Raw genomic sequence first — 22,535 nt, 5'->3', positions numbered from 1 at the left:
GGGCGTTCGCCGGCGGGCTGCGCCGGGGCCGGGGCGAGGACGGGCGCGGCGGCACCGCGGCTCACCCGAGCTCGGCCAGCAGCGAGGTGTCGAACATGTCCTTGCGCGCCTTGATGCCGACGCGTCCGAGCGCCTCGATGGTCTTGTCGATATCCTCCTCCGACATCGAGAAGATGCCCTTCGGCGTCTCGATCAGCGGCTTCTGCGCGGCGTTGTAGAACACTTCGTTGTCGATGCTGCGGCCGGTGCCCTTGAAATGGCTGTCCTTGAACTGCGGGGGATAGGCGGCCGGGTCCTTGAGGTTCTCCACCCAGCCGCGGCGGCTGGCGCCGAGGAAGGCGACGAGCTCCTTGCGCTTGGTCTTCAGCACGTCCTCGGTGACCACCACCGTGTCGTTGAAGATGGTGAAGCCGACATCGTAGAGCAGGAAGGAGACCGCCTCCTGCCCGCCCTGGGTCTTGATGGTGTAGGGCACGTTGGTGACGAAATCGACGGAGGCGTCGATCTCGCCCTTGATCAGCGGCGTCGGGTCGTACTGGTAAGGCACGATGGCGACCTTGGCCTTGTCGATGCCGTTGAGGGCCAGCATGGCCTCCACCGAGGTGGTGTTGACCGGGGGCACCGCCAGCGTCTTGCCGACCAGGTCCTGCGGGGTGCGGATCGGCTTGCCGGCGAGCGAGACCACGCCGAGCGGGTTCTTCTGGTACTGGGCGCCGATGATCTTGAACCTCGCCCCCTGGTCGGTGATGGCCTGCACCGTGGTGTCGGGCGTGGTCAGGGTGAGATCGGCCTTGCCGGCGGCGATGGCGCTCTCGGGGATGACGTCCGGCCCGCCCGGGAGATAGGTCAGGTCAAGCCCTGCCTCGGCGTACCAGCCCTTGTCGAGGGCGACGTAGTAGCCGGCGAACTCGGCATCGTTGATCCAGGAGGCCTGGAAGGCGAGCGGCGTCGCCGCCGCGGCCGGGCGCGGCAGGAAGGGCAGCGCCGCGACGGCGGCGCCTGTGGCGAGAAACGTCCGGCGGCTGATCATGCGCGTCATGGCGGGTCCCCTCGTGGATGGTCAGGCGGAAAGGCCGCGCAGGCGCCTGAGCTCCTGCAGCGGCGGCGTGTCGGCGAGCTGTTGCGGCTCGAGGAGGTCCCAGCGGATGCCGCGCGGGCGCGGCAGGCTGCGGCGCACCTCGATCAGGCGGGTCGGCGTGGCGATCCAGTCGACCAGGATGTCGGTCGGGCTCGGGAACAGCCGGTCCTCCACCACCTGCACGTCGTGCACCACGGCGACGACCGGGGTGCGCTCGTCGGCGATGCCGATCTCGGTGAACATGCCCCATTCCAGGTCGAAGAAGCCGTGCCCCTTGCCGAAGCGCACGCCCTCCGTCGAAACGGCGGAGGCGCCGGTGACGAGCAGGTCGAAGCGTCCGCGGTCGGCGATCTCGGCGAGGCTGATCGGCTTGCCGAAATGCTCCAGCCCGTCGAGCCAGGCGGCGTAGAGCTCGTGGCCCGCCGGCACGCTGCCGGGCTCGATGATGCGGAAGCCGCGATAGATGCCGTATGTCGAGACCACCAGCGGCACGCCGGCGGCGATCAGGCGGCGGCGCAGCTCGACGAGGCCGTTGTCGGGCGTGACGAAGGCGAAGCGGCAGCTGCGCCAGGCCGCCATGGCGCTGACGCGCTCCGTGGCGGCGAGCGAGCCGACGAAATCGGGAATCACCTCGGCGAAGTCGAGGTGGAAGCGCGAATCCGGCAGCGCCACATCCTTGAGCCGGGCCCAGATCCGCTGCCTGACGATCTTGCTGGCGGTCATGGCTCCGCGCCGCTCGTGCCGAATGTTTCAGAAGGTTGAAACGAGTGTTTCAGATGCATGGCACGGAGTCACGCCGAAATAAGCGGCATGCCCGCCCATTGCGCAGGCAGGTGGACAGGGCGCGCGGGCCGCCGATACTGTGCCGGCCATGTCCACCCGCCTCGCCCTGCGCATCCAGCAGCGTCTCGACAAGCTGGCCCCGAGCGAGCGCAAGCTCGCCGAGCTGGTGCTGGAGCGCCAGGACGACCTCCTGACCTACTCGGCCACGGAGCTGGCGGGCTTTGCCGGCGTGTCCAAGGCGACGGCGGCGCGGCTGTTCCGGAGCCTGGGCTACAGCGACTTCAACGAGGTCCGGCTGCAGGCGCGCGAGGAGCGCAACCGCACGGCGCCGTTCGAGCGGCGGCTCGCAGCCGCGCCCGATGTCGCGGGGGCGCGCTCGATCGGCCTGCACCTCACCGGCGAGATCGCCAACCTCACCCGCACCTTCGAGGAGCTGCGCTCGGACCGGCTGTCGGAGGCGGCCGAGATCCTGGCCGAGGCGCCGCGGCTGTGGCTGCTCGGCCTCGGCCTGGAGGAGGGGCTGGCGCGCCATGCCCGGCTGCTGCTGGCCCGTCTGCGGCCCGACGTGCAGCTGCTCGGGGCCCAGCCCGGCGCCTGGGGCGAGGACCTCGCCATGACCGGGGCGGGCGACGCCCTCTTGCTGATCAGCGTGCCGCCGCGCCCGCGCATCCTGCGGCCGGTGCTCGACTATGCCCGCACCACCCGCATGGGCATCGTCGCCGTGGTCGACCCGGCCTCGCGCGCCTGGGCCGGGCGCTTCGCCCGCGTCACCCTGGCCTGCCACGGCGCCGGCCCGCAGGCCGCCGCCTCCGGCACGACGCTGGCCTCGATGGTGCGCCTCCTCGCCTCCGCCGTGGCCGACCGGCTCGGCCGCTCCGCCGCCCAGCGCACCGAGCTGATGGCCGAGATCCACGAGGAGCTGGAGGACGAGGAATAATGCCTCTCTCTGTGATGGGGCGGGGAACACAAACCCATGTCGTGTTCGCCTGGATGGCCGGGACGAGCCCCATAGGCGCTAAGATAAGAACGCAGTAGCCAGTTGGGCGCGACGTCGATCAATCCCCTCCCCCTTGTGGGGAGGGGTTAGGGGTGGGGGTCCATCAGGATATGTCGAGACTTATGCCCACGACCCCCACCCTTTATCCCTCCCCACAAGGGGGAGGGAGGGCACAGGCGTCGTGCAAATCTTACAAAGGCGCGTCACGCACAGCGCGATATTTGCCTCCCGGCAGACCTTATCTTAGCGCCTATGGGGACGAGCCCGGCCATGACGGCGGAAGGCGTAGCGCAGCTATCTGCGGACGCTCACCAAGAGTAGTGGTCGCGATGTGGCGAGAACCGGTGTAAGGCTGGTCGATCCCTTCGTTCCGGATCCGACCGTTTCATGAAGTTCCTCGACCAGGCCAAGATCTATGTGAAGGCGGGCGACGGCGGCGGCGGCGCCGTGTCGTTCCGGCGTGAGAAGTTCATCGAGTTCGGCGGCCCGGACGGCGGCGACGGCGGGCGGGGCGGCAATGTCATCGCCGAATGCGCCGATGGCCTCAACACGCTGATCGACTATCGCTACCAGCAGCATTTCAAGGCCCGCACCGGCGTGCACGGCATGGGCCGCAACCGCGCCGGGGCGAACTCGCCGGACGTGGTGCTCAAGGTGCCGCAGGGCACGCAGATCCTGGAGGAGGACGGCGAGACGCTGATCGCCGACCTCACCGAGGTCGGCCAGCGCGTCACCATCTGCAAGGGCGGCAATGGCGGCTTCGGCAACGCCTATTTCAAGTCCTCGACCAACCAGGCGCCGCGCCATGCCAATCCCGGCCTGCCGGGCGAGGAAAAGACCATCTGGCTGCGCCTGAAGCTGATCGCCGACGCCGGCCTGGTCGGCCTGCCCAATGCCGGCAAGTCGACCTTCCTGGCGACCGTGACGGCGGCCAAGCCCAAGATCGCCGACTATCCCTTCACCACGCTGCATCCCGGCCTCGGCGTGGTGCGGGTCGACGGGCGCGAATTCGTGCTGGCCGACATTCCCGGCCTGATCGAGGGCGCGCACGAGGGCCACGGCCTCGGCGACCGCTTCCTCGGCCATGTCGAGCGCTGCCGCGTACTGCTGCACCTGGTCGAGGGCACGTCCGAGCATGCCGGCAAGGCCTACAAGGTGATCCGCGGCGAGCTGGAGGCCTATGGCCAGGGCCTCGCCGACAAGCCGGAGGTGGTGGCGCTGTCCAAGGCCGACGCGCTCTCCCCCGAAGTGCTGAAGGAGCAGGTGGCGCGCCTCAAGCGGGCGGCCAAGCGCAAGCCGCTGGTGCTGTCCTCCGTCTCGGGGGAGGGCGTGCGCGAGGCGCTGCGCCAGCTCCAGGAGGTGATCGACGCGGCCCGCGCGGCGGAGGGCGCCGCGGTGCGGCCGGTGCTGGAGAAGAACGACACCTGGCGGCCCTAGGCGCTGTTCCGGACATCACGATGCCGCGAGTGACCGAGCATGGTGCCGCTGGGGAAGTCTGGCAAAGCCGGCAGGGATGCCCATCTGAAGGAGAGGATCGACCGAGGCCGCCCGCGAGGCGGGGGCCGGGAACTCCTCTCCCGGCCGGGCAGGGTGAGGGGCTGATCCTGTCAACAGGAGGCGGCAATCGCCATGACGGACAGACGAAGCGTCTTGCCTTCTTTGGGACCCTTCAACCCCTCACCCCTGCCCCTCTCCCGGCCGGGAGAGGGGAGGCGCGCCGCGTGGGGCGGCCTCATCCTTTGCCTCGCCGCCCTGCTCGTCCTGCCGGCCGTCCCGGCGCGGGCCGACGTGACGGCGCGCGAGGCGATGCAGGTCATGGCCAAGGCCGGCTATTGGGGCATCGGCGGCGTCACCCGTGACGATCCCTATTATTACGCCGCGGCCGTCGGGCCCGGCCGCAAGCGGGTGCGCGTCACGGTCGACGCGCGCAGCGGCAGAATCGTCAAGGTCATGGCCCTGCCGCGGGGCGCCGGCTCCGTCACGCCGGCGCCGGGCTCGACGGCGCTGCCCGAAGTCCCCGACGTCGCGGTGCGGACCAACCCGATCCCGCCGCGCGACTATTATCACGGGCCCAACACGACCCCGGCGATCGGCACCATCCCGACGCCCGGCTCGGCCGCCTGGGTGAATGCGCCGCCGCGCTGCCGGGTCGCGGCCTGCTGAGGGCCAGCAAAAAGCCTTCCCCATCGCTGGAGAAGGCTCTCGATTGGCGGGAGCGCTCCGCCTCGGCGCAACGCTCCCCGGGGTCTGGCGGCTTACGCGGCCTTCTTCGCCTCGACGGTCCTGGCCTCGGCCGAGCCGGTGCTGATCGGAATCAGGCGCGGCTTCTTGGCCTCCGGGACCTCGCGGACGAGCTCGACATGGAGCAGGCCGTGCTCGAGGGCGGCGCCGGTCACCTGCACGCCGTCGGCGAGCTGGAAGCGGCGCTCGAAGGCGCGGGCGGCGATGCCCTGATGCAGGACCTCACCCCTAGCGGTGGAGGCGTCCTCGCGCTTCTCGCCACGGATGCTGAGGGCGTTCTCCTTCACCTCGATGGCGATGTCCTTGTCGGAGAACCCGGCGACGGCGACGCTGATGCGATAGCCGTTCTCGGAGGTGCGCTCGATGTTGTAGGGCGGGTAGGTCGGCGCAGCGGCGCCGTCGAAGCCCGCGGCCTGGTCGAGCAGCGAGAACAGGCGGTCGAAACCGACGGTCGAACGGTAGAGGGGGGAAAGATCGTAGTGACGCATGGCATATCCTCCTGAAGCGACATGCAGTGGCTGTCCCGCCGCCAGGGGCCGGGACCGGAACGGCGCACCCCCTATGGGCCTGCGCCATCCCCGAGATGGGGAGCGCCCGATCGATGTCAAGAGGGCTTTCTTCCGTCGGCCGGGCCTGTATGGTCGGCCCGTCCATCTGGAGCATTCGGCGTGACCGCCCATTACGACCGCATCTGGCGGAAGGCCCGCCTCGCCACCCTCGACCCCGCCAGGCCCGGGCTCGGCGTGATCGAGGACGGCGCCGTCGCCGCCCGCGACGGGCGCCTCGCCTATGTCGGGCGGGAGGACGACCTCACCGGCGAGGCGGCCGAGACGATCGATTGCGGCGGGCGCTGGATCACGCCGGGCCTGATCGACTGCCACACCCATCTCGTCCATGGCGGCGACCGGGCGCACGAGTTCGAGCTGCGCCTCGCCGGCGCCACCTATGCCGAGATCGCCGCCGCCGGCGGCGGCATCGTCTCCACCGTCAAGGCGACCCGCCAGGCGGACGAGGCCGCGCTCGTCGCCTCGGCCCTGCCGCGCCTCGACGACCTCCTCGCCGAGGGCGTCACCACGGTGGAGGTGAAGTCGGGCTATGGCCTGGAGCTCGACACGGAGCGGCGCATGCTGCGCGCCGCCCGCCGGCTCGGGGAGCAGCGCCGGGTCGGCGTGGTCACGACCTTCCTCGGCGCGCATGCCTTCCCGCCGGAGCTGCCGCGCCAGGCCTATGTCGACCTCGTCTGCGACACGATGCTGCCGGCGATCGCGGCGGAAGGGCTGGCCGATGCGGTCGACGCCTTCTGCGACAAGGTCGCCCTCACCGTCGAGGAGACCGAGCGCGTGTTCCAGGCGGCGCGCCGCGCCGGGCTGCCGATCCGCGTCCACGCCGAGCAGCTCGGCCGCACCGGCGGCACGCAGCTCGCCGCCCGCTATGGCGCGCTCTCGGCCGACCATGTCGAATATGCCGAGGAGGCGGACGCCGTCGCCATGGCGCAGGCCGGCATGACGGCGGTGCTGCTGCCGGGCGCCTTCCACATGCTGCGCGAGACGCAGCTGCCGCCGGTCGAGGCGTTCCGGGCCCATGGCGTGCCGATGGCTGTCTCCACCGACCTCAACCCCGGCACCTCGCCGATGCATTCGCTGCTGCTGGCCATGAACATGGCCTGCGTGCTGTTCCGCCTGACCGTGCCGGAGGCGATCGCCGGGGTGACGCGCGAGGCGGCGCGGGCCCTGGGACGCCTTGGCGACATTGGCACGCTGGAGGCCGGCAAGCGCTGCGACCTGGCGATCTGGTCGGTGGAACGCCTCGCCGAGCTGCCCTATCGCATGGGGACGAACCCGCTGCACGCCCGCGTCTTCGCCGGGGCGTGAGCCGAACGAGGAAGCACCGTGTCCACCACCCATCCCGACTTCGTCACCGTGCACCACGGCTCGGCGCCGCTGGTGCTGAGCCTGCCGCACACCGGCACGCAGCTGCCCGAGGCGTTGCTGCCGAGCCTGGTCTCGCCGGCGCTGGCGCTGAAGGACACGGACTGGCGCATCGACCTCCTCTATGCCTTCGCGCGCGAGCTCGGCGCCAGCCTGGTGCACACGGCGGTGTCGCGCACCGCCATCGACGTCAACCGCGATCCCTCCGGCGTCTCGCTCTATCCCGGCCAGGCCACCACCGGCCTGGTGCCGCTGGAGACCTTCGACGGCGAGCCTCTCTACCGGCCGGGCGCGGAGCCCGACGCGGCCGGCCTGGCGGAGCGTCGCAAGGCCTGGTTCGAGCCCTATCACGCTGCGCTGGCCGCCGAGATCGCCCGCGTCCGCGCGGAGCATCCGCGCATCGTCGTCTATGACTGCCACTCCATCCGCTCGCTGGTGCCGCGCCTGTTCGAGGGCGAGCTGCCGGTGTTCAACATCGGCAGCAATGGCGGGACGAGCTGCGACGAAGGGCTGACGGCGACGGTGCGGCAGGCCTGCGAGCGTTCCGGCGAGAGCCTGGTGGTCGATGGCCGGTTCCGCGGCGGCTGGATCACCCGCCACTACGGCGAGCGGGCGAAGGGCGTGCACGCCATCCAGATGGAGCTCGCCCAGCGCTTCTACATGGACGAGGACCGGCCGGAGGTCGCCAATGCGGCCAAGGCGGGGCGCGCCGCTGCCATCCTGCGCACCGTGCTGGAGAATGCGCTCGCCTGGGTGCGGGGTTGAGCGCACCTGTCGTGGCGGCGCCCGAGATGGAGCGGGCGCGGGGCCGCGTCGGGCTCGCGGTTGCGCGGCGCGACGGGCGCAACGCCGTGGCGGACCTGGCGCAGGCCGGCTGCGGGCGCCTGCTGTTTCCAGTGGTGGCGGCCGGCGCTGCCCTGGAGGCCGTCGTCGTCAACACTTCGGGCGGGTTGACCGGCGGCGACCGCTTCGCCGCGGCCGTGGAGGTGCGTCCGGGCGCGGCTGTCGTGGCGACGACGCAGGCCTGCGAGAAGATCTACCGCTCCACCGGCGAGACGGCCGAGGTCGAGACGCGCCTGACGCTCGGCGCCGGGGCGCGCCTCGCCTGGCTGCCGCAGGAGACGATCCTGTTCGACCGGGCTCGGCTCGCCAGACGCCTCGAGGTCGCCATGGACGAGGATGCCTCGCTGCTGGCGGTCGAGGCGGTGCTGCTCGGGCGCAAGGCGTCCGGCGAGAGCCTCACCGCCGGCGCCTTCCACGACAGCTGGCGCATCCGGCGTGGCGGCCGCCTGGTGCTGGCGGAGGAGACCGGCTTTGCCGGCGACGTCGCCGCCACGCTCGCCGCCGGCGCCACGCTCGCCGGCGCCGCCGCCTATGCCACCGTGGTGCTGGTCGACCCCGCCGCCGAGGCGCGGCTGGCGGTGGCGCGGGATCTGCTCACGAATGAGGCAATCGAGGGCGGAATCAGCTCATTCGATGGGCTTTGCGTCGCCCGCCTCGTCGCGCAAGATGGCGGCGCCCTGCGCGCCGGCCTGATCCCGCTGCTGCGCGCGCTGGGCGGCGAGGTCCCGAGAGTCTGGTCCCTGTAGAGAAGGCTTCATGCAGCTCACGCCCCGCGAGAAAGACAAGCTCCTCATCGCCATGGCGGCGGTCGTCGCCCGCAAGCGGCTCGAACGGGGCGTCAAGCTCAACTATCCCGAGGCCATCGCCCTGATCACCGACTTCGTGGTCGAGGGCGCCCGCGACGGCCGCTCGGTCGCCGACCTGATGCAGGCCGGCGCCGGCGTCGTCACCCGCGACCAGGTGATGGAGGGCGTGCCTGAGATGATCCACGACGTGCAGGTGGAGGCGACCTTCCCGGACGGGACCAAGCTCGTCACCGTGCACCACCCGATCCGCTGAGGCTCGAGGGCCTGTCGTCAATGATGGTTTGGAGCTGGATGAGGTGGAAAATGGCTGAACGGACGGAGCTTCACGCCGCCGATACGGTCGTATCGGCGGATGGCTCGACGATGCGGGCGGCCATTTTCCACCTCACCGCTTCGCGGCATGGGCGCTTTCGGCCGATTGGTGCGTTGCTTTCCGGCGCAAGCCGTAAGGCTTGCGTCCTCAAGCGCCTTCCACTCGACCAAAATCGCCCACGTCCAGCCCGAAACCATCATTGACGACAGGCCCTGCCATGATCCCCGGAGAAGTCATCCCCCTCGACGGCGAGATCGAGCTCAATGCCGGCCTCGAGGCCGTCACCGTGACGGTGGCCAATACCGGCGACCGGCCGATCCAGGTCGGCAGCCACTACCATTTCTTCGAGACCAATCCGGGCCTTTCCTTCGACCGCGCCAAGGCCCGCGGCATGCGCCTCGACATCCCCGCCGGCACCGCCGTGCGCTTCGAGCCGGGCCAGAGCCGCGACGTGCGCCTGGTGCCCTATCGGGGGAAGCGGGAGGTCTACGGCTTCCGCCAGGGCGTGATGGGCAAGGTGTGATGGCGGTCCAGCGTTACGAGGGCGGCTGCCATTGCGGGCGTGTGCACTATGCGGTCAGCGCCGACATCGACAACACCATCGCCTGCAACTGCTCGCGCTGCGCCAAGCTCGGCGTGATCCTGACCTTTGCGCCGGCCGAGAGCTTCGTGCTGGAATCCGGTGAGGATGCCCTCTCCGAGTATCGTTTCAACAAGCGTGTGATCCGGCACCTGTTCTGCGCCACCTGCGGCGTCGAATCCTTCGCGCGCGGCACCGGGCCGGGTGGGGTGGAGATGGTCGCCGTCAACGTCCGATGCCTGCAGGGCGTCGATCCCGACACCCTCAATCCCAAGCGCGTCGACGGGCGCAGCGCCTGACAGCGGAGGAACGCCATGCCCTTCAAGATGCCCCGCGCCGCCTATGCCGACATGTTCGGGCCGACCACCGGCGACAAGGTGCGGCTTGCCGACACCGACCTGATCGTCGAGGTGGAGAAGGACTTCACCACCTATGGCGAGGAGGTGAAGTTCGGCGGCGGCAAGGTGATCCGCGACGGCATGGGCCAGTCGCAGGCGACGCGGGCCGAAGGCGCGGTCGACACCGTGATCACGAACGCGCTGATCCTCGACCATTGGGGCATCGTCAAGGCCGATATCGGCCTGAAGGACGGGCGCATCGTCGGCATCGGCAAGGCCGGCAATCCCGACGTGCAGCCCGGCGTCACCATCGTGGTCGGGCCGGGGACGGAGGCGATCGCCGGCGAAGGCCGGATCGTCACGGCCGGCGCCATCGACAGCCATATCCACTATATCTGCCCGCAGCAGATCGACGAGGCGCTCTATTCCGGCGTCACCACCATGATCGGCGGCGGCACCGGCCCGGCCACCGGCACGGCGGCGACCACCTGCACGCCCGGCCCCTGGCACATGCAGCGCATGCTGCAGGCCGCCGAGGCCTTCCCGATGAACCTGCTGTTCTCCGGCAAGGGCAACGCCGCGCTGCCGGCGGCGCTGGAGGAGCAGATCCTGGCCGGCGCGGCGGCGCTGAAGCTGCACGAGGACTGGGGCACCACGCCGGCGACCATCGACAATTGCCTCAGCGTCTGCGACGCCCACGACATCCAGTGCATGATCCACACCGACACGCTGAACGAATCCGGCTTCGTCGAGGACACGATCAAGGCGTTCAAGGGCCGCACCATCCACGCCTTCCACACCGAGGGCGCCGGCGGCGGGCATGCGCCCGACATCATCAAGGTCGCGGGCCTGAAGAACGTCATCCCGTCCTCGACCAACCCGACCCGGCCCTACACCGTGAACACGCTCGAGGAGCACCTCGACATGCTCATGGTCTGCCACCATCTCGATCCCTCGATCGCCGAGGACATCGCCTTCGCCGAGAGCCGCATCCGCAAGGAGACGATCGCGGCCGAGGATATCCTGCACGATCTCGGCGCGCTCTCGATCATCGCCTCCGACAGCCAGGCGATGGGGCGGGTCGGCGAGGTGATCATCCGCACCTTCCAGACCGCGCACAAGATGAAGACGCAGCGCGGCAGCCTGGAGGAGGACCGCGGCAACGACAATTTCCGGGTCAAGCGCTACATCGCCAAGGTGACGATCAACCCGGCGATCGCCCACGGCCTCGACGCCCATATCGGCTCGGTCGAGGTCGGCAAGCTCGCCGACCTCGTCTTGTGGTCGCCCGCCTTCTTCGGCGTCAAGCCGGACCTGGTGCTGAAGCTCGGCACCATCGCCGCCGCCGCCATGGGCGATCCCAACGCCTCGATCCCGACGCCGCAGCCGGTGCATTACCGGCCGATGTTCGGCGCCTTCGGGCGGGCCCAGACCATGAGCGCCGTCACCTTCGTCAGCCAGGCCTCGATCGAGGCGGGCATCGCCGAACGCTTCGGCCTCGGCAAGACGCTGCTGGCGGTGAAGAACACCCGCGGCGGCATCTCCAAGCAGTCGATGATCCACAACGGCGCGACGCCCCATATCGAGGTCGATCCGGAGACCTACGAGGTGCGCGCCGACGGCGAGCTCCTGACCTGCAAGCCGGCGGAGAGCCTGCCGATGGCGCAGCGCTATTTTCTGTTCTAGGGTCCCGGCCCCGCTTCCCGCCGTGCCGGTGCCGTCATGCTCCACGCCCATGCCTTCGTTCCCGCGGCCGCCGTCGGCGGGCGTCCCTTCGCCGACAGCGTCGTGCTCAGCTTCGAGGATCGCCGCCGCCGCCGCGGCACGGTGACGACGCTGGGCGGGCTGGAGGTGCTGGTCGACCTCGCCGAGGCGCCGGCGCTCGGCCATGGCGACGCCTATGCGCTGGAGGACGGCCGGCTGATCGAGATCGTCGCCGAGGCCGAGGAGCTCCTGGAGGTGCGCGGGCGCGATCCGCTGCACACGCTGCGGCTCGCCTGGCATCTCGGCAACCGGCATCTCGAAACCGAGATCGGCCCGAAATGGCTGCGCATCCGGCGCGACCACGTCATATCGGACATGCTGACCGGCCTCGGCGCCAAGGTGGCGGAGATCGACGGCCCGTTCCAGCCGGAGGGCGGGGCCTACGAGCACGGCCATGCGCATGATCATGGCCATCACGCGCACGGCGATCACGGGCACGCGCACGGCCACGACCATGGCCATGCGCACCACGACCATGACCATCACGAGCACCGCGGCCACGATCACGGCCATGACCACGATCACGGCGCCTGCGGCCACGACCATGGTCACGACCATGAGCACGGTCACGGCCACAAGCATGGCCACGATCACGCCTGATCGGGATCGGCCGATGCTGGCGAGCGCCGAGGCGGCGCGGCTGCTCCTCTGGTTCTCGCCGTCCTTCCCGACCGGCGCCTTCGGCTTCTCGCACGGCCTGGAATGGGCGGTGGAGATCGGCGACGTCGCCGACCGCGCCACGCTGGAAGCCTGGATCGGCGCCGTGCTGGCCCATGGCGCCGGCTGGACCGACGCGGTGCTGATCGCCGCGGCGCATGATGCGGCCCGCGGCGCCGACGACGCGGCGCTCGTGGCGGTGGCCGAGCTGGCCGCGGCGCTGCAGCCCTCGCGCGAGCGCCGGCTCGAATCGACCGTGCAGGGCGAAGCCTTCCTGCGCGCGGTCGAGACCGCCTGGCCGAACGCCGCCTGCGCCCGCCTGCGCGCCGCCTGGGACGGGCCGATCGCTCTGCCGGTGGCGATCGGCGTCGCTGCGGCGGGCGAGGGCCTCGGGCGCGAGGCGGTGATCGCGGCGGCCATGACCGGCTTTGCCGCCAACCTGGTCTCGGCCGCCATCCGCCTGGCGCCGATCGGCCAGAGCGACGGGCTCCGGGTGATGGCGGCGCTGGAGCCGCTGATCCGCCGCCTCGCTCCCGGGGCGGCGGCGGCCGGGCTCGGCGAGCTCGGCGGCTGCGCCCTGCGCGCCGACATCGCCTCCATGCGCCACGAGACGCAGGCGACGCGCCTGTTCCGCTCCTGAGGGGAGCGAATCGGACTTGCGGGCCGGCGCCCGGCATTGCATCCATGCGGGCCGGCTGTTCCACCCGGAACCGGCCGCACTTCGGCCATGGCTCAGAGTGAGGCTGACGGCGGCGCGTCATCGCAGGAAACCCGCAATGGCCATCCTCGGAATCGACCTCGGCACGACCAATTCGCTGGTGTCGGTCTTCGCCGACGGCAAGCCGCGGCTGATCCCCAATGTCCATGGCGAGATGCTGACGCCCTCCGTGGTCGGCGTCGACGACGACGGCACCATGCTGGTCGGGCGGCCGGCGCGCGAGCGGCTGCTGACCCATCCGGACCGCAGCGTCGCCGCCTTCAAGCGCTTCATGGGCACGGCCCATGTCACGCGGCTCGGCCGCACCGGCTTCCGGCCGGAGGAGCTGTCGGCCTTCGTGCTGCGCTCGCTCAAGGCCGACGCCGAGGCCCATCTCGGCGAGAGCGTCGAGGAGGCGATCATCTCGGTGCCGGCCTATTTCAACGTGCACCAGCGCAAGGCCACCATGGATGCCGGCCACCTCGCCGGCCTTTCGGTGAAGCGCGTGGTCAACGAGCCCACCGCCGCGGCGCTGGCCTACGGGCTCGGCGAGGCGGGCGAGGGCAAGTACCTGGTGTTCGACCTCGGCGGCGGCACCTTCGACGTCTCCATCCTCGACAAATACGAGGGCGTGATGGAGGTGCGCGCCACCACCGGCGACACCCAGCTCGGCGGCAACGACTTCACCCTGGCGATCGAGCAGCACATCCTCGCCGGCCATCGCCTGGACGCCGGGCGCCTCTCCCCGGGCGAGGCGGCGCTGCTGCGCCGCAGCGCCGAGGCGCTGAAGCTCGCCATGACCGCGGAGCAGGCGGCGACCTATGCCATCGCCCTCGAGCGCGGCCCGCTGACCGGCGAGCTGACGCGCGAGACCTTCGAGCGCCTGTGCGAGGGCCTGCTCCGGCGCCTGCGCGCTCCGGTCGAGCGGGCGATCGCCGATTCGCGCCTCGCTCCGGCCGAGCTCGACGCGGTGATCCTGGTCGGCGGGGCGACCCGCATGCCGATGGTGCGCTCGCTGGTGGCGCGGCTGTTCGGGCGGCTGCCCTTCGTCCATGTCGACCCGGACACCACGGTCGCCCTCGGCGCCGCGGTCCAGGCCGGCCTGGTCGGGCGCGCTGCCGCGCTCGAGGACGTGGTCATGACCGACGTGTGCCCGCACACGCTCGGCATCGCCGTCGCCCCGGACCGCAACAGCGAGCAGCAGCACATCTCGCCGCTGATCCAGCGCAACGCCATCGTGCCGATCTCGCGCTCCAACAGCTACAGCACGCTGCGCGACAACCAGCGCGCCATCAAGGTCGAGGTCTATCAGGGGGAGAATCTGCGGCCGCACGACAATGTCCATGTCGGGACGCTGGAGGTGCCGGTGCCGCCCGGGCCGGCCGGGCGGGAATCGGTCGACGTGCGCTTCACCTACGACATCAACGGGGCCCTGGAGGTCGAGGTGACCGTGCTGTCGACCAACATCCGGCGCCGCGAGATCTTCCGCAACAATGCCGGGCTGTCGCAGGAGGATCTGGAGACCCGCTTCGCCGCGCTGGCCTCGATCAAGCTCCATCCGCGCGAGCGGCTGGAGAACCGGACGCTGATCGCCCGGGCCGAGCGGCTCTATGCCGAAAATCTCGGCGAGCAGCGCGAGGCGGTGCGCGATCTGCTGCAGCGCTTCGAGCACGAGATCGCCGGCGACAGGCTGAAGGACGTCGAGGCGGTGCGCGCTGCCTTCGCCCGCGCGCTCGATGCCTTCGAGCCGCGCGGGCTCGACTGGTAGCCATGGCCGATCCCTGGGCACTGCTCGGCATCGGCCGCGACGCCGACATCGGCGAGATCCGCCGTGCCTATGCGCGCAAGCTGAAGGTGACCCGGCCGGACGAGGATCCCGCTGCCTTCCAGGCGCTGGTCGCGGCGCGGGGGGCGGCGCTCGACCACGCGCAGCGGCGGGCGGACGAGGCGGCGAGCATGGTCGGCCTGCGGGCGCTCGACATGGCGACGCTCACGGTGGAGCCGGGGCCGTCCACCGACGAGGCTCTCGACCTCGGCGGCGGCGCGGTAGAGCATGTCGAGCTCGCGCCGGACGAGGCGCTGGAACGGGCGCCGCGGGTCCATGTCGAGCTCGGGCTCGATCGGGCACCGCCGGTGCGGCCGCGCCCGCACGTGGCGCTGGAGCTGGACGAGGACGAGCCGTCCGATCCGCCGGCCCATATCGAGCTCCCGCCCGATCGGGCGCCGCCGGTACGGCCGCGCCGGCATGTGGCGCTGGAGCCGGACGACATCCGGCCACCCGATGCGCCGGCCCATGTCGAGCTCCCGGCCGACGAGCCCGATTCCGGCGTCCTGGAGGCATGGCCGCTGGTCGACGAGGCCGAGCTCGCCGCCGAGCTGCAGCGTCTGGCCGACACGCCGCCCGAACGGCCCGACATCGCGGCCTGGCGCGACCTGTTGAACGGGCTCGGCCATCTGCCGCTCGCAGCGCGCCAGGCGCTCGAGCCGGCCCTGCTGCGGGCGCTCGGCCGCATTCTCGAGACGGCCGCGACCCGCACCCGGGCGCCGCGCTGGACCGAGCCGATCCACTGGCTGGGCGGCGAGCCTTTGCCCGACCCCGACGCCTTCCACCGCAACGCGGCGCTGCTCAATCTCGTCTGTGCCTTCGACGACGAGTTCGGCTGGAGCACGAGCGACCGCGCCATCTACGCCGCCTGGTCCTATCTCGCCGCCGCCGACCAGTTCAAATGGCATCTGTCCCTGGCGCTGCAGGCGCGCCGGGCCCGGGCGGGCGGCCTTCCCTCCCGCCGCGACGGCCGCGGCCTGCCGGTGATCGCGCCCGCCGACGCGGCGCCGCTGCTCGGCGCGCAGGCGGACTGGCTCCAGCGCCTGCTCGGGCGGGCGCATGCGACGGGGCGCTGGCCCGCCAGCTGGAGCTGGCGGGCCTTCATCCTCGCGCCGCTCGTGGCCCTGCGCTACCGGCACTGGGGCTTTGCCGGGCTGTGGCTCGCGGCCTGGGTGGTGCTCCCCGCCGGCGCGACGGGCCTGGCCTCGATCCTGCCGGAGGCCTGGGCGAGCCTGCCGTTCTGGCTGGTCGGCGCCGCCTTCCTCGGCCTGCACGCCTGGTTCGGCGCCTTCGGCTATCGCGGCCTGATCTGGTCGGGATACCGGCGGCTTCGCGCCGCCGACCGCAGATTCTTCTCGAATCGCGAGCAGCGCTCGGCCTATCTTGCGCGGACGAAGCAGCGACGGGTGCGAACGGCGGCCGAGCGCCGGCTCACCTTCGTGATCATGCTGATCGTGATCATCGTCATCGTGTTGATCCGGCACATTGCCGGGCAGTGAAGGCAGCAACGGACCATGGCGCAGACCGCATCCTTCAAATCCAAGCACGGCCCGCTGCGCGTGGGTGTCGGCGGGCCGGTGGGCTCCGGCAAGACCGCGCTGGTCGACGCGCTGTGCAAGCGGCTGCGCGAGCGCTACGACATCGCCGCCATCACCAACGACATCTACACCAAGGAGGATGCCGAGTTCCTCACCCGCTCCGGGGCGCTGGCGCCCGAGCGCATCATGGGCGTGGAGACCGGCGGCTGTCCGCACACCGCCATCCGCGAGGACGCCTCGGCCAACCTCGCCGCCGTGGCCGACATGACCCGGCGCTTCCCGGACCTCGACGTCATCCTGATCGAATCGGGCGGCGACAACCTCGCCGCCTCGTTCTCGCCGGAGCTGGCGGACCTGACGATCTACGTCATCGACGTCTCCGCCGGCGACAAGATCCCGCGCAAGGGCGGGCCGGGCGTGACCCGCTCCGACCTCCTGGTGATCAACAAGATCGACCTCGCCCCGCATGTCGGCGCGAGCCTGGAGGTGATGGACCGCGATTCCAAGATGATGCGGCGGGACCGGCCCTACCTCTTCACCAATGTCCGGGCCGGGGAAGGGGTGGAGGCCGTCGAGGCCTTCATCGTCAGGCGCGGCGGCCTGGCGGCCTGAGCAACCGGCCGGCCGCGGCTCAGGACTTGCGGCCGTAGGCGGCCATGAACATGTGCAGGGCCGAGGCGACGACGGTGCGGATGCGCTCCGGCGTCGGCCGCACGTTCGAGCCGAAGAACATCGGCTTGATCACCGGCGAGTGCGACAGCTCCAGGAACTGCGAGGCCGCCAGCATCGTGTCGGGAATGTCGAGCTGGCCTGCGGCCACCCGGGCGTCGAGATAGGCGGCCAGACGCCCGCGGCTGAAGCAGGGGCCGTTCTCGTAGAACTCCTGGCCGAGATCGGGCATGCGCTCGGAGATGCCCATCACCACGCGCATGGTGGAGAGGATGCGCGGATTGGCCAGGAACTCGGCGAGCTGGGTGCCGACGCGGGTCAGCACGCCCTCGATGTCGGGATCGCCGTGGTCGATGGCGAAGATCTCGGTGACGTGCGCGTGACGCTCCTCCGCCACGATGGCGGCGAACAGGCGCTCCTTGTTCTCGAAATAGACGTAGAGCGTGCCCTTGGAGACCGCCGCCGCCTTGGCGATGTCGTTCATGCTCGCGCCCTCGAAGCCCTGGGCCAGGAAGATGCGGCGGGCACCATCCAGGATCTGCCGGCGCTTGGCGCTGTCGAGGCCCGGATCGGCGGCGAGAACGGGATGGGCGGCGGTGCTCATTTTATTGACCGAACGGTTCAGTTCGCTCTTGCCTACCGGAACCGTTGGTGCTAGTCAAGCGGTCACTGACTGAACCGTTCGGTTCGATCCCGACGACCTCCCCTCCGGTCGGGATCGCGGACGGTGCTGTGGGCGATGGCCGTCGCGAGCGGCCATCGCCTTCACTTTTGTAAGTCGCGTGCTGCCCGCCGCACCGCGGGGGCGGGACGCGGCGATGGAGATGCCGTGATGGATCCCGTCCGCGACGCAGCCGAACCGACCGACGAGAGCAACATCGTGCTGCTCGACCGCCCCCGCGGCGAGAGCCGCAATCCCGACGTGAAGCCCGGCGAGGGCAAGCCGTCGCCGGTCCACGAGCCCGCCGCCAAGCGCACGGCGGAGGCGCCGGCCGCCGAGGCGCCGGCGGCCGCGCCGCCGGCCAAGAAGCGCTCGGGCGCCCGCCGGGTGCTGCCCGTGCTGCTGGTCGCGGTGCTCGGCGGTGCCGGCTGGTACGGCTACAATTGGTGGATCAACGGCCGCTTCATCGTCTCCACGGACGATGCCTATGTGCAGGCCGACGTCTCCACGCTCGGCGTCAAGGTGTCGGGCTATGTCGCCACCGTCCCGGTCAAGGACGGCGACCACGTCAAGGCGGGCGACGTCGTCGCCACCCTCGACGACACCGACTATCGCCTGGCGCTCGACGCGGCCAAGGCCAAGCGCAACACGCAAGGGGCGACGATCGCCCGCATCCAGCAGCAGATCCTCGCCCAGGATGCGCAGATCGACAGCGCCAAGGCCGGCATCTCCTCGGCGCAGGCCGCTTCGGTGCGAGCCCTCTCCGCCTATGATCGGGCCAAGGCGCTGGCCCAGCAGAACTTCGGATCCAAGGCGACGCTCGACCAGGCGATCGCCGACCGCGACCAGAGCGCGGCCGCGATCGTCAGCGCCGAGGCTGCCCTGACCTCGGCGCAGGCCAACCTCACGGTGATCGAGGCGCAGAAGACCGAGGCCGAGCAGGTGGCCAAGGAGCTCGACACCGCGGTGAACAAGGCGCAGAGCGACCTCGACGCCACGGTGATCCGCGCGCCCTCCGACGGCGTCATCGGCAATCGTGCCGCCCAGCCCGGCCAGTACGTGGCCCCGGGCTCGCGGCTGATGGCCCTGGTGCCGCTGCAGAGCGTCTACATCGCCGCCAACTACAAGGAGACCCAGCTCTCCGACATCCGGCCCGGCCAGAAGGTCGAGATCGAGGTCGATGCGGTGAGGAGCCGCACCTTCGAGGGCACGGTCGAGAGCCTCGCGGCCGCCTCGGGCTCGACCTTCAGCCTGCTGCCGCCGGAGAACGCCACCGGCAACTTCACCAAGATCACCCAGCGCCTGCCGGTGCGGATCGCGGTGCCGGCCGACGTCGCCGCCCTCGACCTGCTGCGTCCGGGCCTGTCGGTCGTCACCTATATCGACACCCGCACCGGCCCGAAGGACTGAGGAACCGCTGCGGCGCACCTGTTGCGTGCCGCCGCGACACCGGCGTCATGGGCGGATCAAGGCCCCCCATGACGAACGGCCTGCGTTGAACCTGGACCGCGCACTGCCCGCATCCGATCAGAAAGGATGGCCGCGATGGCCTCCGCAACCGCCACCGCCGGCGCCGTGCCGGTCCCCCGTCCGGCCGAGGAGGCGATCGACAAGCGCAAGCTGATCGCCTTCCTCGGCATGGTGTTCGGCATGTTCATGGCGATCCTGGACATCCAGATCGTCTCGGCCTCGCTCTCCGAGATCCAGGCCGGCCTCGGCGCCTCGGCGGACGAGATCCCCTGGGTGCAGACCGCCTATCTCATCGCCGAAGTGATCATGATCCCGCTGTCGGGCTTCCTGTCGCGGGTGATCTCGACGCGCTGGATGTTCGCCATCTCGGCCGGCGGCTTCACGGTGATGAGCTTCCTGTGCGGCACGGCGACCTCGATCGACCAGATGATCGTCTACCGGGCGCTGCAGGGCTTCATCGGCGGCGGCATGATCCCGACGGTGTTCGCCTCGGCCTTCACCATCTTCCCGCGCTCCAAGCAGCCGATCGTCTCGCCCTTGATCGGCCTGGTGGCGACGCTCGCCCCGACCATCGGCCCGACCGTCGGCGGCTACCTCACCCAGCTCCTGTCCTGGCACTGGCTGTTCTTCATCAATGTCGGCCCCGGCATCGTCGTCACGCTGATGGCGGTGAGCATGATCGACTTCGACGAGCCGGACCTCGCCCTGTTCGACCATTTCGACTGGTGGGGCCTGATCTCCATGGGCACCTTCCTCGGCAGCCTGGAATATGTGCTGGAGGAGGGGCCGACCAACGACTGGTTCGACGACCAGGCGGTGCTGGTGATGGCGATCGCCTCGGCGGTCGGCGCCGTGGTGTTCTTCTGGCGGGCCTTCACGGTGAAGGAGCCGATCGTCGATCTGCGCGCCTTCAAGGACCGCAACTTCGCCACCGGCTCGCTGTTCTCCTTCGTCATGGGCATCGGCCTCTACGGCCTGACCTATCTCTTCCCGGTCTATCTCGGGCGGGTGCGCGGCTATGATTCGCTGATGATCGGCGAGACCATGTTCGTCACCGGCCTGTGCATGTTCTTCACCGCGCCGATCGCCGGCAACCTCATGCGCATTCTCGATCCGCGGGTGATGCTGTTCGCCGGCTTCGTCGGCTTCGGCGCCGGCACCTGGATCATGTCCGGCATCACCCATGACTGGGACTTCTGGGAGATCCTGGTGCCGCAGGTCCTGCGCGGCGTGTCGCTGATGACCTGCATGGTGCCGATCACCAACATCGCCCTCGGCACGCTGCCGCCCCAGCGCATCAAGAACGCCTCGGGCCTGTTCAACCTGACGCGTAACCTCGGCGGCGCCGTGGGCCTCGCGGTGATCAACACGGTGCTGAACCACCGCGACGACCTGCACCTGCAGCGCCTGCGCGAGAGCGTGCATTGGGGCAGCGAGACGGCGCTGGAGACGCTCGACAACATCCGGCAGGGCCTCTCCACCTTCGGCGCCAGCGCCGAGGCGATGGCGACCAGCCAGATGGTCGGCATGCTGCGGCGCGAGGCGCTGGTGATGAGCTTCGCCGACGTGTTCCTGATCCTGACGATGCTGTTCGTCTCGCTGGGCTTCGGCGCCTTCCTGGTCCGCCGGCCGCAGATGGCGGGCGGCGGTGGCGGCGGCGGGCACTGAGGGCCCACCCCGAAAATCTTGCGCCGGCACGGCCGAGGGCGTAACCAGCGCTTCGATCCTTCGCAGGGAACCAGCGGGATGCCCGACGACAGCCGCAGCATCGACGACGTCGCCGCCATGATGGCGCGGATCGGCCGTGAGGCGCGCGCGGCCGCCCGACCGCTGGCGCTCGCGCCGGATACGGCCAAGACCGCCGCGCTCAGGGCCATGGCCGTGGCGCTGCGGGCCCGCGCGGCCGCCATCCTCGCCGCCAATGCCGAGGACGTCGCCGCCGCCGGAGACCTGACGCCGGCCTTCCGCGACCGGCTGACGCTGACGCCGGCCCGCGTCGAGGCCATGGCCGATGGCGTCGACGCCATCGCCGGTCTGCCCGATCCGGTCGGCCGGGTGCTGGCGCAGTGGACGCGGCCCAACGGCCTCGCCTTCGAGCGCGTCGCCACGCCGCTCGGCGTCGTCGGCGTCATCTTCGAGAGCCGGCCGAACGTCTGCGCTGACGCCGCTGCGCTCTGCCTCAAGGCCGGCAACGCCGCCATCCTGCGCGGCGGCTCGGAGAGCCTGCGCACCTGCGCCGTCATCGCCGAGGCCTTGCGGGACGGGTTGCGCGCAGGAGGGCTGCCGGAGGCGGCGCTGCAGGTGGTGCCGACGCGCGACCGCGCCGCGGTCGGCGCCATGCTGGCCGGGCTCGACGGCAATCTCGACGTGATCGTGCCGCGCGGCGGCCGCAGCCTGGTGGCACGGGTGCAGGAGGAGGCGCGCGTGCCGGTCTTCGCCCATCTCGACGGGCTGGTGCACACCTATGTGCACGGCCCCGCCGATCTCGCCATGGCGAAGACGCTGGTGGTCAACGCCAAGATGCGCCGCACCGGCGTGTGCGGCGCCACCGAGACGCTGCTGGTCGACCGGGCGCTCGCCGCCACCCATCTCGCGCCGCTGGTGACGGCGTTGCTGGAGGCGGGCTGCGAGGTGCGCGGCGATGCCGCGGCCGAGGCCGTGGACGTCAGGGTGAAGCCGGCCACCGAGGCGGACTGGTCGACCGAATATCTCGACGCCATCATCGCGGTGAAGCTGGTCGACGGGCTGGACGAGGCCATCGACCATATCGAGCACTGGGGCTCGCACCACACCGACGCCATCGTCACCGACGACGCGGCGGCGGCGGCGCGCTTCCTCGCCGAAGTCGACTCGGCCATCGTGCTGCACAACGCCTCGACCCAGTTCGCCGACGGCGGCGAGTTCGGTTTCGGCGGCGAGATCGGCATCGCCACCGGCCGCATGCACGCGCGCGGCCCGGTCGGCGTCGAGCAGCTCTGCTCGTTCAAGTATCGGGTGCGGGGGCAGGGGACCGTGCGGCCGTAGCGCTACCAGCTGTGGTGGCCGATGGAATGGCTGGTCGAAGGCTCGACCGGGCCGCGGGAATCGGTGCCGAGCGCTGTCTCCTCGTGGACACCTTTATCGGCGATCCCTGACCGCGGAGCGAGCCAACGTCTTCTCCGCGAGGGCCGGGATACCGACCAGCTGACGAGCGCGAAGACGCCGCCCAGTAGCGCAAGCCCGCAGAGGATGCCGAGAGGAATTGCAACGACAAGTGGCATTTATCGTTCCTCCTCGCATCATTATAGAGGGCCGGTCTGCTCCTGCAACTGGCGCCGAGGCGGGGGCGTTGCTACATTCGCGCCATG

22 protein-coding genes are annotated in these 22,535 nt (G+C 70.7%); 18 read left to right on the top strand and 4 right to left on the bottom strand.

Annotated features, from left to right (window positions below):
• Nucleotides 1-61: 61 nt before the first annotated feature.
• Nucleotides 62-1,039 (bottom strand): ABC transporter substrate-binding protein, encoded by a 978-nt coding sequence (locus QO011_RS02900; RefSeq protein ID WP_307267414.1) that lies wholly within the window; start codon nt 1,037-1,039, stop codon nt 62-64.
• Nucleotides 1,040-1,060: 21 nt separating this feature from the next.
• Nucleotides 1,061-1,801, bottom strand: coding sequence for a 5-formyltetrahydrofolate cyclo-ligase (locus tag QO011_RS02895; RefSeq protein ID WP_307267412.1), 741 nt, complete (start codon nt 1,799-1,801; stop codon nt 1,061-1,063).
• Between the two features lie 148 nt (nt 1,802-1,949).
• Between QO011_RS02895 and QO011_RS02890 the strand changes: the two genes are divergently transcribed.
• The 3 genes from QO011_RS02890 (at nt 1,950) to QO011_RS02880 (ending at nt 5,021) form a co-directional block, all read left to right on the top strand.
• Nucleotides 1,950-2,798, top strand: coding sequence for a MurR/RpiR family transcriptional regulator (locus QO011_RS02890; RefSeq protein ID WP_307267409.1), 849 nt, complete (start codon nt 1,950-1,952; stop codon nt 2,796-2,798).
• A gap of 447 nt (nt 2,799-3,245) precedes the next feature.
• On the top strand, nt 3,246-4,295 hold the full coding sequence (gene obgE, locus QO011_RS02885; RefSeq protein ID WP_307267406.1) for a GTPase ObgE: 1,050 nt from the start codon (nt 3,246-3,248) through the stop codon (nt 4,293-4,295).
• Nucleotides 4,296-4,487: 192 nt separating this feature from the next.
• A complete protein-coding gene (locus tag QO011_RS02880; protein WP_307267403.1) occupies nt 4,488-5,021 on the top strand; it encodes a hypothetical protein in 534 nt (177 codons plus the stop codon).
• A gap of 92 nt (nt 5,022-5,113) precedes the next feature.
• Here QO011_RS02880 and QO011_RS02875 read toward each other — a convergent pair whose 3' ends face one another.
• Entirely contained in the window at nt 5,114-5,587 is a 474-nt protein-coding gene (locus tag QO011_RS02875; protein ID WP_307267399.1) for an Hsp20 family protein, read from the bottom strand.
• Between the two features lie 180 nt (nt 5,588-5,767).
• Here QO011_RS02875 and hutI point away from each other — a divergent pair, with 180 nt between their 5' ends.
• The 12 genes from hutI to ureG all read left to right on the top strand — a co-directional run bounded on the left by hutI (nt 5,768) and on the right by ureG (nt 17,000).
• Entirely contained in the window at nt 5,768-6,970 is a 1,203-nt protein-coding gene (hutI, locus tag QO011_RS02870; protein WP_307267397.1) for an imidazolonepropionase, read from the top strand.
• A gap of 18 nt (nt 6,971-6,988) precedes the next feature.
• A complete protein-coding gene (hutG, locus tag QO011_RS02865) occupies nt 6,989-7,792 on the top strand; it encodes an N-formylglutamate deformylase (protein ID WP_307267394.1) in 804 nt (267 codons plus the stop codon).
• A 26-nt stretch (nt 7,793-7,818) separates the two neighbouring features.
• Nucleotides 7,819-8,616 carry an urease accessory protein UreD gene (locus QO011_RS02860; protein ID WP_370881909.1) on the top strand — a complete coding sequence of 266 codons (798 nt, stop codon included), beginning with the start codon at nt 7,819-7,821 and terminating at the stop codon, nt 8,614-8,616.
• Nucleotides 8,617-8,626: 10 nt separating this feature from the next.
• Nucleotides 8,627-8,929 (top strand): urease subunit gamma, encoded by a 303-nt coding sequence (locus QO011_RS02855; RefSeq protein ID WP_307267389.1) that lies wholly within the window; start codon nt 8,627-8,629, stop codon nt 8,927-8,929.
• 277 nt (nt 8,930-9,206) lie between these two features.
• Nucleotides 9,207-9,512 carry an urease subunit beta gene (locus QO011_RS02850; RefSeq protein WP_307267382.1) on the top strand — a complete coding sequence of 102 codons (306 nt, stop codon included), beginning with the start codon at nt 9,207-9,209 and terminating at the stop codon, nt 9,510-9,512.
• A complete protein-coding gene (locus tag QO011_RS02845; protein ID WP_307267378.1) occupies nt 9,512-9,868 on the top strand; it encodes a GFA family protein in 357 nt (118 codons plus the stop codon). The genes QO011_RS02850 and QO011_RS02845 overlap by 1 nt, the downstream gene beginning before the upstream one ends.
• 15 nt (nt 9,869-9,883) lie before the next feature.
• On the top strand, nt 9,884-11,593 hold the full coding sequence (gene ureC / locus QO011_RS02840; protein WP_307267376.1) for an urease subunit alpha: 1,710 nt from the start codon (nt 9,884-9,886) through the stop codon (nt 11,591-11,593).
• Nucleotides 11,594-11,629: 36 nt separating this feature from the next.
• A complete protein-coding gene (locus QO011_RS02835) occupies nt 11,630-12,271 on the top strand; it encodes an urease accessory protein UreE (RefSeq protein WP_307267374.1) in 642 nt (213 codons plus the stop codon).
• Nucleotides 12,183-12,968 (top strand): urease accessory protein UreF, encoded by a 786-nt coding sequence (locus QO011_RS02830; RefSeq protein ID WP_307267371.1) that lies wholly within the window; start codon nt 12,183-12,185, stop codon nt 12,966-12,968. Before QO011_RS02835 ends, QO011_RS02830 begins: the two co-directional genes overlap by 89 nt.
• A gap of 136 nt (nt 12,969-13,104) precedes the next feature.
• Entirely contained in the window at nt 13,105-14,793 is a 1,689-nt protein-coding gene (locus QO011_RS02825) for a molecular chaperone HscC (protein WP_307267368.1), read from the top strand.
• Nucleotides 14,794-14,795: 2 nt separating this feature from the next.
• On the top strand, nt 14,796-16,349 hold the full coding sequence (locus QO011_RS02820; RefSeq protein WP_307267364.1) for a J domain-containing protein: 1,554 nt from the start codon (nt 14,796-14,798) through the stop codon (nt 16,347-16,349).
• A gap of 15 nt (nt 16,350-16,364) precedes the next feature.
• Entirely contained in the window at nt 16,365-17,000 is a 636-nt protein-coding gene (gene ureG / locus QO011_RS02815) for an urease accessory protein UreG (protein WP_307267362.1), read from the top strand.
• 19 nt (nt 17,001-17,019) lie between these two features.
• On the opposite strand, the gene QO011_RS02810 is transcribed toward ureG, so the two are convergent.
• Entirely contained in the window at nt 17,020-17,661 is a 642-nt protein-coding gene (locus tag QO011_RS02810; RefSeq protein WP_307267359.1) for a TetR/AcrR family transcriptional regulator, read from the bottom strand.
• A gap of 228 nt (nt 17,662-17,889) precedes the next feature.
• Here QO011_RS02810 and QO011_RS02805 point away from each other — a divergent pair, with 228 nt between their 5' ends.
• The 3 genes from QO011_RS02805 to QO011_RS02795 all read left to right on the top strand — a co-directional run bounded on the left by QO011_RS02805 (nt 17,890) and on the right by QO011_RS02795 (nt 22,212).
• Nucleotides 17,890-19,128 (top strand): HlyD family secretion protein, encoded by a 1,239-nt coding sequence (locus QO011_RS02805; protein WP_307267356.1) that lies wholly within the window; start codon nt 17,890-17,892, stop codon nt 19,126-19,128.
• Between the two features lie 135 nt (nt 19,129-19,263).
• Nucleotides 19,264-20,856 (top strand): DHA2 family efflux MFS transporter permease subunit, encoded by a 1,593-nt coding sequence (locus tag QO011_RS02800; protein ID WP_307267353.1) that lies wholly within the window; start codon nt 19,264-19,266, stop codon nt 20,854-20,856.
• 78 nt (nt 20,857-20,934) lie between these two features.
• Entirely contained in the window at nt 20,935-22,212 is a 1,278-nt protein-coding gene (locus QO011_RS02795) for a glutamate-5-semialdehyde dehydrogenase (protein ID WP_307267349.1), read from the top strand.
• Nucleotides 22,213-22,535 lie beyond the last annotated feature (323 nt).

Origin of the sequence: Labrys wisconsinensis, assembly GCF_030814995.1 — a bacterium.
Taxonomy (GTDB): Bacteria; Pseudomonadota; Alphaproteobacteria; order Rhizobiales; family Labraceae; genus Labrys; species Labrys wisconsinensis.
The sequence above is the reverse complement of the archived record's forward strand: the minus strand, read 5'-3'. Positions and strand labels throughout refer to the sequence as shown.